This window comes from Thalassovita sp. ABM4_323 (assembly GCF_056158665.1).
The window spans coordinates 2532345-2546385 of record NZ_JBSWTS010000007.1; the positions used below are offsets into that span (position 1 = coordinate 2532345).

Annotated in this window: 11 protein-coding genes; 5 read left to right on the forward strand and 6 right to left on the reverse strand. The window is 61.5% G+C overall.

All coding sequences use genetic code 11. The annotated features are described in order from the left end of the window. The first annotated feature begins 92 nt into the window (after positions 1–92). The 3 genes from ACXADQ_RS14960 (at position 93) to ACXADQ_RS14970 (ending at position 3537) form a co-directional block, all read left to right on the forward strand. Positions 93–836 (forward strand): RNA methyltransferase, encoded by a 744-nt coding sequence (locus tag ACXADQ_RS14960; RefSeq protein ID WP_475322319.1) that lies wholly within the window; start codon positions 93–95, stop codon positions 834–836. Between the two features lie 84 nt (positions 837–920). Continuing rightward, on the forward strand, positions 921–2066 hold the full coding sequence (ctaA, locus tag ACXADQ_RS14965; RefSeq protein ID WP_475322323.1) for a heme A synthase: 1146 nt from the start codon (positions 921–923) through the stop codon (positions 2064–2066). Position 2067: 1 nt separating this feature from the next. Further along, positions 2068–3537, forward strand: coding sequence for a carboxypeptidase M32 (locus ACXADQ_RS14970; protein ID WP_475322327.1), 1470 nt, complete (start codon positions 2068–2070; stop codon positions 3535–3537). 88 nt (positions 3538–3625) lie between these two features. Here the strand turns inward: ACXADQ_RS14970 and gyrA are convergent, their stop codons facing one another. From gyrA to hemB, 3 genes are all read right to left on the reverse strand, one after another. Then, positions 3626–6367: a DNA gyrase subunit A gene (gene gyrA / locus ACXADQ_RS14975; protein ID WP_475322332.1), complete on the reverse strand. Its 2742-nt coding sequence runs from the start codon at positions 6365–6367 to the stop codon at positions 3626–3628. 248 nt (positions 6368–6615) lie between these two features. Then, on the reverse strand, positions 6616–7176 hold the full coding sequence (locus ACXADQ_RS14980) for a lipid-binding SYLF domain-containing protein (protein WP_475322335.1): 561 nt from the start codon (positions 7174–7176) through the stop codon (positions 6616–6618). Between the two features lie 133 nt (positions 7177–7309). Continuing rightward, positions 7310–8314, reverse strand: a complete 1005-nt coding sequence (hemB, locus tag ACXADQ_RS14985) for a porphobilinogen synthase (RefSeq protein ID WP_475322339.1) — start codon at positions 8312–8314, stop codon at positions 7310–7312. Between the two features lie 114 nt (positions 8315–8428). Here hemB and ACXADQ_RS14990 point away from each other — a divergent pair, with 114 nt between their 5' ends. Continuing rightward, the gene (locus ACXADQ_RS14990; protein WP_475322343.1) at positions 8429–8986 is read left to right on the forward strand and encodes a component of SufBCD complex; all 558 of its coding nucleotides are present in this window, start codon (positions 8429–8431) and stop codon (positions 8984–8986) included. Positions 8987–8992: 6 nt separating this feature from the next. Continuing rightward, positions 8993–12454 (forward strand): transcription-repair coupling factor, encoded by a 3462-nt coding sequence (gene mfd, locus ACXADQ_RS14995; protein ID WP_475322347.1) that lies wholly within the window; start codon positions 8993–8995, stop codon positions 12452–12454. A gap of 69 nt (positions 12455–12523) precedes the next feature. On the opposite strand, the gene ACXADQ_RS15000 is transcribed toward mfd, so the two are convergent. The 3 genes from ACXADQ_RS15000 to ACXADQ_RS15010 are packed head-to-tail and all read right to left on the reverse strand — an operon-like array spanning position 12524 to position 13998. Then, positions 12524–13105 carry an HD domain-containing protein gene (locus tag ACXADQ_RS15000; protein WP_475322351.1) on the reverse strand — a complete coding sequence of 194 codons (582 nt, stop codon included), beginning with the start codon at positions 13103–13105 and terminating at the stop codon, positions 12524–12526. Beyond that, complete coding sequence (locus ACXADQ_RS15005) at positions 13098–13334, reverse strand: hypothetical protein (RefSeq protein ID WP_475322355.1); 237 nt, start codon at positions 13332–13334, stop codon at positions 13098–13100. Before ACXADQ_RS15005 ends, ACXADQ_RS15000 begins: the two co-directional genes overlap by 8 nt. A 7-nt stretch (positions 13335–13341) precedes the next feature. Further along, complete coding sequence (locus tag ACXADQ_RS15010) at positions 13342–13998, reverse strand: alpha/beta hydrolase (protein ID WP_475322359.1); 657 nt, start codon at positions 13996–13998, stop codon at positions 13342–13344. Between the last annotated feature and the right edge of the window lie 43 nt (positions 13999–14041).

A 14041-nucleotide genomic window follows, 5' to 3' on the forward strand; every position in this document is an offset into this window, starting at 1 on the left:
CGGTTCGCCGGGTTTGAAAATGGGGCAGCGCAGGGGTGGAAAAGCGCGCTGCGCTGGCGTATCAGCATCCGGATATCAATCGGAGAGTTTGGATGCCCAGCGAGACCCCTCAACCCGCCTTTGTCCTGGTGCGCCCGCAGATGGGTGAAAACATCGGTGGGGCCGCGCGTGCGATGTGGAATTTCGGGCTGGACCGGATGCGGGTCGTCAGCCCGCGCGATGGCTGGCCCAACCAAAAAGCCGTGGCCATGGCCAGTGGTGCGGGGCGGCTGCTGGACGAGGCGGGGCTCTATGACAACCTGGCGGACTCGCTGGGGGATTGCACCTATGTTTTCGCCACCACCGCCCGGCCACGCGGCCTGACCAAGCCGGTGTTCACGCCCGAGCGTGCGATGGAAATGGCGCGGGAAAAAATCGCTGCTGGGGAAAAGGTCGCCGTAATGTTTGGTCCTGAACGTGCGGGTCTGGAAAACGAGGATATCGCGCGCGCCAACGCCATTATCTCGGTCCCTGTAAACCCCGAATTTGCCTCGCTGAACCTGGCGCAATGCGTGCTGCTGACGGCCTATGAATGGCGCCGTCAGTCCGTGGAAACGGTGGCTGAAACGGTCGAAATGGCGGGCGCAGACTGGGCCAGCACCATCGAGGTGGAAAAGCTGGCCGAGCATTACGAACAACGTCTGGACGAGGCCGGGTTCTTTTTCCCTGAGACCAAGGCCGAGGGGATGAAGGTGGTTCTGCGCAATCTTTGGAGCCGCATGCAACTGACCCGCAGCGACGTGCAGATGTTGCATGGGATCATGCGTCAAATGGTGCGCTGGAAAGAACGCGGCTGAGCGCTGGACGCGAGGGCGCGCGCGCCCTAACTTGCGGCAAAAGGATGGTGCGCCTTCGGGCGGCGAGCACAGGAAAGCAAGCGAATGAGCGACAAACGCAGCATCTTCGAAGAGGTCACAGACGAGGCCCCGGCAGAACGCAAAACGCCTGCGGGCGGCATGATCGATCAGGGCAAACGCGGCGCGCGGCGCGGCATTCGCGCCTGGCTGGCGGTGCTGTTCGCTTTGGTCGTTGTGATGATCGCCGTGGGTGGTCTGACCCGCTTGACCGATAGCGGGTTGTCGATCACCGAATGGAAACCCGTGACCGGCGCGATCCCGCCTTTGTCGCAGGCAGATTGGGAATCCGAGTTCGCCAAATACCAGGAAATCCCCGAATTCCAGTTGCAAAACAAAGGCATGAGCCTTGAGGAATTCAAAACCATCTACTGGTGGGAATGGGGCCACCGTCAGCTGGGTCGCTTTATCGGGCTGGTCTGGGCGCTGGGTTTCGCAGGATTTGCTCTGGCGCGGGCGATCCCGACGGGCTGGACAGGACGGCTGGTCACCATCGGTGCTTTGGGCGGCCTGCAAGGCGCTGTCGGCTGGTGGATGGTCAGCTCGGGCCTGACGGGGACGATGTTGGATGTCGCCAGCTATCGCCTGGCCACGCATCTGGGGCTGGCCTTTGTCATTCTGGGGTTCATCACCTGGTATATCTTCCTGCTGGGCCGGGAAGAACGGGACCTGATGCAGGCCCGCCGCCTGCGCGAGGCCAAGCTGTGGGGGATCTCGACCGGCTGGCTGCACCTGGCCTTTGTGCAAATCCTGCTGGGTGCACTGGTCGCCGGCATCGACGCGGGCCAAAGCTTTACCGACTGGCCCACAATGGGGGGCCAGATCATCCCGCCCGAAGCCTTTGATTTGACCCCGGTCTGGCGCAACTTCTTTGAGAACGCAGGTCTGGTGCAGTTCATCCACCGGTGTGTGGCCTACCTGTTGCTGGCGATGACGATCATGGCGCTGATCAAGGGGCGCAAGTCCGCCAATGCCAGCACCCGCGCGGCCTTTATCGCGGCCTCGATCGCGGTGTTCGGACAGGTTTGCCTAGGCATCTATGTGCTCTTCTCTGGCGTACAGGCGCATGTGGCGCTGACCCACCAAATCATCGCCGTGCTGGTCTGGGTGCTGATCCTGCGGGCGCGGTTCTTGTCGGGCTATCCGATCACCGACGCCATCCGGAGAACCTGACATGAACGCCTATGACGCCCTGATGGGCTTTACCCGTGAAACCATGGCGCTTGCGCAGGTGGCCGGGCGCCTTGGCTGGGATCAGGAAACCATGATGCCGCGCGGTGCCGCCGAACAACGGGCCGAGGAAATGGCCGCCCTGGAATCGGTGCTGCATGCGCGGCGCACGGACCCGCGGATCGCCGATTGGCTGGTGGACGCCGCGCCATCGGATGACGTCGCCGCCGCGCAACTGCGCCACATCCGTCGCAGCTTTGAGCGCGCCAGCAAAGTCCCCGCCGATCTGGCCAGCGCCTTGGCCCGCACCACCAGCCGCGCCCAGGGCCAATGGGCTCAGGCCCGCGCAGACGAAGATTACGCCGCCTTCGCCCCGATCTTGGACGAGGTCCTGACCCTGCGCCGCCAAGAGGCCGAGGCGCTGGCCCAGGGCGGGGATCTGTATGATGCGCTGCTGGACGATTACGAACCCGACTGCAAAGCGGCCGATCTGCAAGCCATGTTCGATGCGCTGCGCCCGCATCTTGTGGCGCTGCGGGCTGCGGCCCTGGACCAGCCCGCCCCTGCAGGCCTGAGCGGTCATTTCGACGAATCCCAACAGATCGCGCTGGCCCGCATGCTGGCGCAAACCTTTGGCTATGACGCCGATCACGGCCGCGTGGATCAGGCCGTGCATCCGTTCAGCTCGGGCTCGGGGCTGGATGTGCGCATCACCACCCGCACAGATGAAAGCGATCCGTTCAACTGCATCTATTCCACCATCCACGAGGTCGGGCATGCCTGCTATGAGCAAAACATCGACCGGTCCTACCTGTTGACCCCGCTGGGGCAGGGCGTGTCGATGGGCGTGCATGAATCCCAGTCCCGCATTTATGAAAACCAACTGGGGCGCAGCCGTGCCTTTACAGGCTGGCTTTTTGGGCAAATGCGTGACCGGTTCGGTGATTTCGGCATCACGTCCGAGGACGCGTTCTATGCCGCCGTCAACCGGCTGCAAAACGGCTTTATCCGGACCGAGGCCGACGAAGTCCAATATAACCTGCATGTGATGCTGCGATTTGACCTGGAACGCGCCCTGATCGCCGGGGATCTGTCGGTCAACGACCTGCCTGCGGCCTGGAACGACCGGTTCAAGTCGGATTTCGGATACGAGGTCGATAAGCCTTCGAACGGGTGCCTGCAAGATGTGCACTGGTCGGTCGGCCTGTTTGGCTATTTCCCGACCTATAGCCTGGGCAATGTCTATGCTGGCTGCCTGCACGCGGCCCTGCGCAAGGATGTCCCCGATCTGGATGACGCATTGGCCCAGGGCGATACCCGACCGGCCACCGATTGGCTAAAGGCCAAGCTACAAACCCATGGTGGCCTGCGCAGCCCCCAGGATACGATCACTCACGCTTGTGGCACGCCGCCCAGCGAACAGCCTTTGATCACCTATCTCACCGAAAAATTCAGCGCGCTGTACCAGCTGTAACAATAAACCCGCTCCTGATTGTCTCAGAAGCGGGCTTCTTCTTTTAAAAATATCCCGGGGGTCTGGGGGCAGCGCCCCCAGCCTTGGCTCAGCTTTCAGCTTCACCCTCGTCCTCATCCCCCTGTTCCGCGATCCGGGCAACCGAGACAACCTCTTCGCCCTTGCCGGTGTTGAACACCTTGACTCCACCAGCCGAGCGTGACCGGAACGAGATCCCCTCGACCGGCACCCGGATGGATTGCCCTTTCGAGGTCGCCAGCATCACCTGATCGTCCAGTTCAACAGGGAAGGAGGCGACCAGCTCGCCGCCGCGCATCGCCTTGTCCATGGCCATCACGCCCATGCCGCCGCGTCCGCGCACCGGGTAATCGTGGCTCGAGCTCAGCTTGCCCGCGCCTTCGCTGGTGATGGTCAGGATCAGGTTTTCAGCTGCCGACATCTCGGCATAACGTTCCTGGGGCAGGGCGGCGTCAGCGTTGCCGCCATCCTCGTCGCCCTCGGCCTCTTCGGTGACACCGGCCATCAGGCGACGCATCTTCAGATAGGCTGCGCGTTCGTCCGGCGTGGCGTCAAAGTGACGGATCACCGACATGGACACAACGATATCGCTGCCAGACAGCTTGATCCCGCGCACCCCGGTCGAGTTCCGCCCCGCGAACACCCGCACATCCGTGGTGGGGAAGCGGATCGCCCGGCCCGAATTGGTGACCAGCATCACGTCGTCATCCTCGGAACAAATCCGCGCGTTCACCAGGCTGACGCTGCCATCCTCGGGCAGTTTCATCGCGATCTTGCCGTTGGATTTCACGTTGGTGAAGTCCGATAGTCGGTTGCGGCGCACATCGCCCGCGCTGGTGGCGAACACGATTTGCAGGTTGGCCCAGTCATCCTCGGGGACGTCCACAGGCATGATCGCCGCGATGGAAACGCCCTGCGGGATGGGCAGGATGTTGACGATGGCCTTGCCCTTGGCGGTGCGGCCACCCTGGGGCAGGCGCCATGTCTTCAGCTTGTAGACCATGCCATCGGTGGTAAAGAACAACAGCTGCGTATGCGTGTTGGCCACGAAGAGCGTGGTGACCACGTCCTCTTCTTTGGTTTGCATGCCAGACAGGCCCTTGCCGCCGCGTTTCTGTGCCCGGAAATCGGCCAGCGGCGTGCGCTTGATATAGCCCCCCGAGGTCACGGTCACGACCATGTCTTCGCGTTCGATCAGGTCCTCGTCCATCATGTCGCCGGACCAGTCGACGATCTCGGTGCGACGCGGCACGGCGAATTGTTCGCGCACGTCGCGCAGCTCGTCCGCGATGATGCCCATGATGCGATCGCGCGAGCCCAGGATTTCCAGGTATTCCTTGATCTTGCCAGCCAGCTCTTGCAGCTCGTCCGTGACTTCCTGAACGCCGATCTGGGTCAGGCGTTGCAGGCGCAGCTCAAGGATCGCACGGGCCTGCGTTTCGGACAGGTTATAGGTGCCGTCATCGTTCATCTTGTGGGTCGGATCGTCGATCAGACGGATGTATTCGGCGATGGATTCAGCGGGCCAGCGGCGGGTCATCAGTTTTTCGCGCGCCTCGGCGGCATCAGTACTGGCGCGGATGGTGGCGACCACTTCGTCCACGTTGGTGACGGCGACGGCCAGACCACACAGGATATGCGCCCTCTCGCGCGCCTTGCGCAGCAGATAGGCGGTGCGGCGCGCCACGACATCCTCGCGGAAATCAATGAACGAGGTCAGGAAGCGGCGCAGCGTCAGTTGTTCAGGCCGCCCGCCATTCAGCGCCAGCATGTTGCAGCCAAACGAGGTCTGCATCGGCGTAAAGCGGAACAGCTGGTTCAGCACGACCTCGGCGGTGGCGTCACGTTTCAGCTCGACCACCACGCGCACACCGTTGCGGTCAAATTCGTCCTGAACGTGGCTGATGCCCTCGATGCGTTTTTCGCGCACAGCCTCGGCGATCTTTTCGATCATCGAGGCCTTGTTGACCTGATAGGGGATCTCGTCGATGACAATGGCATAGCGATCCTTGCGGATCTCCTCGACCCGGGTTTTAGAGCGGATCACGACGCTGCCGCGCCCCTCAAGATACGCTTTGCGCGCGCCCGAGCGGCCCAGCATGATGCCACCCGTGGGGAAATCGGGGCCGGGCACGTAGTGGATCAGCTGTTCGCTGGTCAGGTCCGGATCGTCAATCAGAGCCAGCGTGGCATCCACGACTTCGCCCAGGTTATGCGGCGGGATGTTGGTGGCCATACCGACCGCGATACCGCCGGCACCATTGACCAGCATATTGGGGAAACGTGCGGGCAGAACCGTCGGCTCCTGGTCCTTGCCGTCATAGTTATCCTGGAAATCGACAGTGTCCTTGTCGATGTCGTTCAGCAGGAAGGCGGCGGGCTTGTCCATCCGCACTTCGGTGTAGCGCATGGCCGCCGGGTTATCCCCGTCCATCGAGCCAAAGTTCCCCTGACCGTCCAGCAAGGGCAGCGACATCGAGAAATCCTGCGCCATCCGCACCAGCGCATCATAGATCGCGCTGTCGCCATGCGGGTGGTATTTACCCATGACATCGCCGACCGGACGGGCCGATTTGCGATAGGCCTTGTCATGGCTGTTTCCGGTCTCGTGCATCGCGTAAAGGATGCGCCGGTGAACAGGCTTCAACCCGTCGCGCAGGTCCGGAATCGCACGGCTGACGATCACGCTCATGGCGTAGTCCAGATAGGACGATTTCATCTCGTCCGTGATGGACACGCTCGGCCCGTCATATACGGGGCGATCTACCGTGTTTTCGTCTTCGTTATCAGGGGTTTGAGGCGTGTCGTTCACGTGGTCCCACCGCTCGGTCTTGAGTGTCTATATTTTGTTACACAAGTTATATCAGAGCCCATATACAGGGTGCAATGGCCCATGTTCGGCGCTGAGGCCTCGGCCGTGAAAAACACGCTAAGGGTCAGAAATAAAAGAAAAACCACCGCAAAAGAAATATGGAAAAGGGCCAGCGCGGAATTCCGCGTCTGGCCCGTTTGTTCTTTGTCCTGTTCGCAGGGGCGTGCGGCCCGCTTTTGACCCAGAAATCAGGGAATGATCCGCGTGTATTTCAGCCCCTCCAGGCTGGCACCGGCCAGCATCCCGGCCTGCCCAAACACAACGGCCAGAACGGGTGAGGTCGCGGTCGTGGTATCAGTGCGCACGTTTTCCCCAACATCCGAGAACACATACTCCAGATCCGCGCCCACGGCCCAACCAGAGCCACGACGGAAATTCTCGAGCGCGGTTTGGGTCATGAAGAACAGAACATGCGCATATTGCTGCGCGCCGATTTGCAGGCCAAAGCTGCCTTTCGCGGCCGAGTAATAATCCACGGTCATACCGTCCACGCGCAGGGCGCCGCGGCCATATCCGCCACCGATGAACAGGCCTGCCTCGGTTACCAGGGGCATCACCAGCTGGGCCACGGATTTGTCCATGACTTCCTGCACATTGGGATAGTTGGTCAGCAGATAGTCCATCGTCGCGTTCACGCGCGCATCAATCGTATCTGCATTCGGGGTGCCCGTGCCGTTCGAGCACGCGGCCGTCACACCAGCACCGGCCAGCGCGGCCAGCGTAAAGCTGCGTCGGGTAAATTGGGTCATAAGGATCGCCTGTATTTGTTGCCTGTTGGGCCAGCCTCTGATTGGGCCGGTTCATGGGGCAACTATACGCCGCGCGCGCAGCACTGTCACTAGGGTGCTGGCCTGCGCGGACGGGTCGGCAAAAAGGCGCGCCTCAGGCGGTTTGCAGCAGGCGCGCCACGGCGGGGGCGAAATAGGTCAGCACACCATCGCATCCCGCGCGTTTGAAGCACATCAGGCTTTCCAGCATCGCCCGTTCGCCATCAATCCAGTCGTTCTGCGCCGCAGCCTGGATCATCGCGTATTCGCCCGACACCTGATAGGCATAGGTGGGCACGGCAAAGGTGCTTTTGACGCGCTGACAGATGTCCAGATAGGGCATGCCGGGTTTGACCATCACCATATCCGCGCCCTCGGACAGGTCGCGTTCGATCATCCGCAGGGCCTCGTCTGAATTGGCGGGGTTCATCTGATAGGTGGTCTTGTCGCCCTTCAGAGCCCCCGAGGCCCCAACCGCATCGCGGAACGGCCCGTAAAAGGCACTGGCGTATTTGGCCGCGTAGGACAGGATCATCGTGTCCTTGTGGCCCTCGGATTCCAGGGCACCGCGAATGGCGCCGATGCGGCCATCCATCATATCCGAAGGGCCGATGATATCGACGCCCGCGCGGGCCTGTTCCAGCGCCTGTTTGACCAGCGCCTCGACCGTTTCGTCATTCAGGATTTTCCCGTCCTCAACGATCCCGTCATGCCCGTTCGAGTTATAGGGGTCCAGCGCCACATCCGACATGATCGCGATCTCGATCCCGGCATCGCGGATGGCGCGGGTCGCGCGGTTGGACAGGTTGTCGGGGTTCCAAGCCTCTTCACAGCCCGGGGTTTTAAGCGCGGGATCGGTATAGGGGAACAGGCAGATCACCGGAATGCCCAGATCGGCGGCCTCGCGCGCGGCCTCGACAATCTTGTCCACGGACAGGCGGTTGACACCGGGCATAGAGCGCACGGGCTCCGAGACGCCCTCGCCATCACGCACAAAAACCGGCCAGATCAGATCGCCCACACTCAGCGTGTTTTCCTGAACAAGCGCCCGAATCTGCGCCGATTGGCGTGTCCGGCGGAACCGTGTGGTGGGAAAGGGGGCCTGGGATTGATGGGGCATCTGGTGTTTCCTTCCTGTCTGCTGCATGGGTCGCATGGAATTTGAGCGCACTCAAGGGTAGGAATTGCCGCGCAGGCCGGGTAATCAGGCCAAAACAGGATTGGGGCACCCGGAGTGAGCTGGTACGAACTTCTCAATGAAATGATCGACATGCGGTCCTTTTCGAACCTTTGGTTCTGGATTGCACTGGCGGTCATGTGGTCGACGACCAGCCACTGGGTGCTGGGCGTGCCCTATGACATGGTGGTGCGCGCGGGCCGTCACGCACAGCGCGAAGGCCCCAATCAGGCGCAGCAGGATCTGGAGGATCTGGTGCGCGTCAACGTCAACCGGTTGCTCTATATCTCGGGGGTGTCCGGGTTGTGGCTGCTGGGATTGGGGTGCTTTTTCTTTACCATCCTGGGCGGGCTGGGCTTTGTGTATGATGTGCAGCTGGCGCAGGCGATCTTTTGTCTGCTGTTCCCGCTGGCGCTGGTTGGCATCCTCAGTCTGAACACCGCTCGGCGCATCCGCGAAGAAGAGGCCAGCGGCGCCCTTCTGCGCAAGCGCTTGACCCGGCATCGAATTTGGGTTCAGGTTCTGGGGATGATTTCGATCTTCGTGACAACGATCTGGGGCATCTACCAGATCTATACGGTCAATCTTCCGAACAGTTTCTGGCACCTGGGTTAAGCGCGCATGTCACACAACCAGATCACCATCGGGGGTGCCCCCGAGGGCTTTGACGCCAAGCTGATTCTGGCCGAGGTGGAAAAGGCTGGCGGGCCCGTTATCCATGTGGCTCGCGACGATAAACGCATGGCCGCGACCGAGGCCGCCTTGCGCTTTTTCGCGCCCGATTTGCCAGTGATCACTTTTCCGGGCTGGGATTGTCTGCCCTATGACCGCGTCAGCCCGCATGCCGATATCTCGGCTGCGCGGATGGCGACCTTGGCGGGGCTGGCGCATGGAATGCCGGACAGGTTTGTGCTGTTGACGACGCTTAGCGCCTCGATGCAGCGGGTTCCGGCGCGCGAAGTGCTGAAAGAGGCGGCGTTCTCGGCCCGCGTGGATCAGCGCGTTGATGAAAAGGCGCTGCGTGATTTTCTGGTGCGGATGGGGTTTTCACAGGCCCCCACGGTGATGGAGCCGGGCGACTATGCCATCCGTGGCGGCATCATCGACATCTTTCCGCCCGGCGATTCTGGCCCCGTGCGTCTGGATCTGTTCGGCGATGTGTTGGATGGCGCGCGCCGTTTTGATCCGGTCAGTCAGCGCACCATTGAAAAGCTGGATATGATCGAACTGGCCCCGGTGTCCGAGGTGATCGTGGACGAGGCTGCGATCCTGCGGTTCCGTCAGAATTACCGCATCGCTTTCGGCGCCGCGGGCACCGATGATCCTCTGTACGAGGCCGTCAGCGCGGGGCGAAAACACCAAGGCATCGAGCACTGGTTGCCCTTTTTTCATGACCGGCTGGAGGTGTTGTTCGACTATTTGCCCGACGCCCCGGTGACGCTGGACGATCAGATCACCCCCGCGCGCCTGTCGCGCTGGGAAGGCATCGCCGACCAGTATGAAACCCGCAAAATCGCGATGGCCCAAAAGGGGCGGATCGACACGATCTATAAACCTGTCCCGCCAGAGCAACTGTACCTGGATGACGCGGCCTGGATGACCGCCATTGCGGATCGGCGCGTGGTGCAATTCCATCCGCTGGCCCAGGCCTCGGGGCCTGGTGTTGTCGACGGGGGCGGGCGGATCGGCCGGAATTTCTCGCCTGAACGCCAGCTGGAAAATGTCAATCTTTTCAGCGCGCTTAGCGATCATGTAACGGCCAAACTGGCCAATGGTCCGGTTGTTGTGGCGTCTTACTCCGAAGGCGCGCGCGAACGTCTGGACGGCTTGTTAGAAGACGAGGGCCTGCTGGGCGCCGTGCCCGTCACCGATATGCGCGGCGTGGGCAAGCACGGGCTGCATCTGGCGGTTTGGCCGCTGGAACACGGGTTCGAAGCGCCCGGCCTGACGGTGATTTCCGAACAGGATGTGCTGGGCGAACGGTTGGTCCGCAAACAAGGCAAACGCAAGCGCGCCGAGAATTTCCTGACCGAAACCCAATCGCTGGCCGCTGGCGATCTGGTCGTGCACGTGGACCACGGGATCGGCCGGTATCTGGGGCTGGAGGTCGTGACCGCCGCCGGCGCCGCGCATGAATGCCTGCTGCTGGAATATGCCGAGGGCGCGCGCCTGTATCTGCCGGTCGAAAACATCGAATTGCTGTCGAAATATGGCCATGACGAAGGCCTTCTGGATCGGCTGGGCGGGGGCGCCTGGCAGGCCAAAAAGGCCAAGCTCAAGGAACGTATCCGCGAGATGGCCGACCGCCTGATCCGGGTCGCTGCCGAACGCGAACTGCGCACCGCCCCCGCACTCGAGGCGCAGCACCACGCGTGGGAGGCCTTCAGCGCGCGCTTTCCCTATCAGGAAACCGACGATCAGCTGCGCGCCATCGAGGACGTGCTGGACGACCTGACCAGCGGGCGCCCCATGGACCGTCTGATCTGCGGCGATGTTGGTTTCGGCAAGACCGAGGTCGCCATGCGCGCCGCCTTTGTCGCCGCCATGTCGGGCGTGCAGGTGGCGGTGATTGCACCCACCACCTTGCTGGCCCGTCAGCACTACAAAAGCTTTGCCGAGCGGTTCCGCGGTTTCCCGCTTGAGGTCCACGCCCTGTCGCGTTTCGTCAGCCCCAAACAGGCCGCGAAAACCCGTGACGGCATGGCGCGCGGCACTGTTGATATTGTCGTCGGCACCCATGCATTGCTGGCAAAAAATATTCGTTTCCAAAACCTTGGCCTGTTGATCATCGACGAAGAGCAACATTTCGGCGTGGGCCACAAGGAACGGCTGAAACAGATGCGCAGCGACATCCATGTGCTGACGCTGACCGCCACGCCGATCCCCCGGACGCTGCAACTCAGCCTGTCCGGTGTGCGCGACCTGTCCATCATCGGCACGCCACCCGTGGACCGTCTGGCCATCCGCACCTATGTCAGCGAATTCGACGCCGTCACCATCCGCGAGGCCCTGCTGCGCGAACATTACCGTGGCGGGCAGAGCTTCTATGTGGTGCCGCGCATTTCTGACCTGCCCGAAATCGAACAATTCCTGCGCGATCACGTCCCCGAGATCAGCTATGTCACCGCCCATGGTCAGCTGGCCGCTGGCGAACTCGATGAGCGCATGAACGCCTTTTACGACGGCAAGTATGACGTGCTACTGGCCACCACCATCGTCGAATCCGGTCTGGATATTCCAACGGCCAATACGATGATCGTGCATCGCGCTGACATGTTCGGACTTGCGCAGCTCTATCAAATTCGCGGCCGTGTGGGGCGCTCAAAAACCCGCGCCTATGCCTATCTGACCACCAAACCGCGCGCGCCTCTGACACCTGCCGCTGAAAAACGCCTGCGCGTTCTGGGCTCGCTGGATACGCTGGGCGCGGGCTTCACCCTGGCCAGCCAGGACCTCGATATTCGCGGCGCTGGCAACCTCTTGGGCGAAGAACAGTCCGGTCAGATGCGCGATGTGGGATACGAGCTCTATCAACAGATGCTGGAAGAGGCGATCGCCAAGATCAAATCCGGCGAGATGGAAGGCCTCAGCGATTCCGGCGACCAATGGGCGCCACAGATCAACCTTGGCGTCCCCGTCCTGATCCCCGAAGACTACGTGCCCGATCTGGATGTGCGCCTGGGATTGTATCGACGCCTCAGTGGCTTGCAGGGCAAAGTTGAACTCGAAGGCTTCGCCGCCGAACTGATCGACCGCTTTGGAAAACTGCCCAAAGAGCTGAACACACTGCTATTGATCGTGCGCATCAAAGCCATGTGCAAACGCGCTGGAATCGCGAAATTGGATGGTGGCCCCAAAGGCGCGACGATCCAATTTCACAACGACAAATTCGCCTCCCCCCAGGGACTGGTTGAATATATCACCGCGCAAAAAGGCCTCGCCAAGGTCAAAGACAATAAGATCGTCGTGCGCCGGGACTGGGCGAAAGACAGCGACAAGATCAAGGGCGCCTTCGCCATCGCCCGCGACCTGGCCGAAAAGGTTGTCGCCCTGAAAAAATCAAAGAAAAAGCGCCAGAACTAGGCGCCATCTTCCCGCTTTTTCTTGGTCCAAATACCCCGGGGGAGGCCGCAAGGCCGGGGGCAGCGCCCCCTATCCCCGCGCGTCAAAGAACGCCCGGACTTTCGGCGCGATCCAGGCCCACAGCCCTGGCGCCCCATGAGCGATCTTTGCGCCGACCTTGCTGGAAACCGTGTCAAAATCGACATTGTATTCCACCCAGCTGCCCCCGCCCGAGGCCAGGTTCTGGTTGGGGGGCTGGAAACGGTCCAGCGACTTGGCGAACTTCGCGTCCGGAGTTTGATTGGCCTCAAATTCCTGCCAAAGTGCGCGCAACTCAACGCCTTGATCCACAGGCAATAGTCCGAAAATCCGCTCGGCGGCGGCCTGCTCTTGCGCTTCGGTTTCCTGCACATCATGGGTGCCGAAAATCGGCGCGTCGCCCGCGTCGATCTCCACCAGATCATGCAACAGCAGCATGCGGATCACGCGGTTGATATCCACTCCGTCGGGCGCATGCTCGGCCAGGGTCAGCGCATACAGCGCCAGATGCCAGCTGTGTTCGCCCGAGTTCTCGCGCCGGGACCCATCGCACAGCAGCGTCGCGCGGGTCACGGTTTTCAGTTTGCAGGCCTCGGTCAAGAAGGCCATCTGCGCGTCCAGCCGCTCAGTCATTCCCGGACTGCGATTTCAGCGCGGCCTCGATTTTGGAGTTCAGAAAGCGCCGGGCACGCTTTTCGGCCTGACGCACGCGCACGGCGGTCAAAAACGCCTCTTGCGTGGTGGTCGAACTGTCGCCCAGCGATTTTGCGATCTGATCGATCAACAGCTCGTCGCCCAGGGTCTCGGCCGCTTCGATGGCGTCCTTGGCCAGGGCGTCGGCAAGATCCTCGGTGACTCCCATGACGGCCTCAGCGTGTGGTTTCGGTCAGACGACGTTTCACATACGAGGTGACGTTGCCGATCATGTGATCCATCTGCTCTTCTTTTTCAAAGAAGTGACCAGCACCGTCCACTTCTTCGTGGGTGATGGTGATGCCTTTTTGCTCGTGCAGTTTGCCAACAAGCGAGGCCGTATCCGCGGGCGGGGCCACGCGATCGGCGGTGCCGTTGATGATCAGGCCCGAGCTGGGGCAGGGCGCCAGGAACGAGAAATCATACATATTGGCGGGCGGCGAGACCGACACGAAGCCGGTGATCTCGGGGCGGCGCATCAGCAGCTGCATCCCGATCCAGGCGCCAAAGCTAAAGCCCGCGACCCAGCAATGTTTCGAATTGCTGTTCATCGATTGCAGATAATCCAGCGCCGAGGCCGCGTCTGACAGCTCGCCCACGCCCTGATCATATTCACCCTGGCTGCGGCCCACACCGCGGAAGTTAAACCGCAGCACCGTAAAGCCCATGTTATAAAAAGCGTAGTGCAGATTATACACCACCTTATTATTCATGGTGCCACCGAATTGGGGGTGCGGATGCAGAACAATGGCGATCGGGGCGTCACGGTCTTTTTGCGGATGATAACGACCTTCCAGCCGACCTTCGGGACCGGGAAAAATAACCTCGGGCATATGTCTTGCGTCTCTCCTCGCGGGGTTGTTCATTCTTGACGAA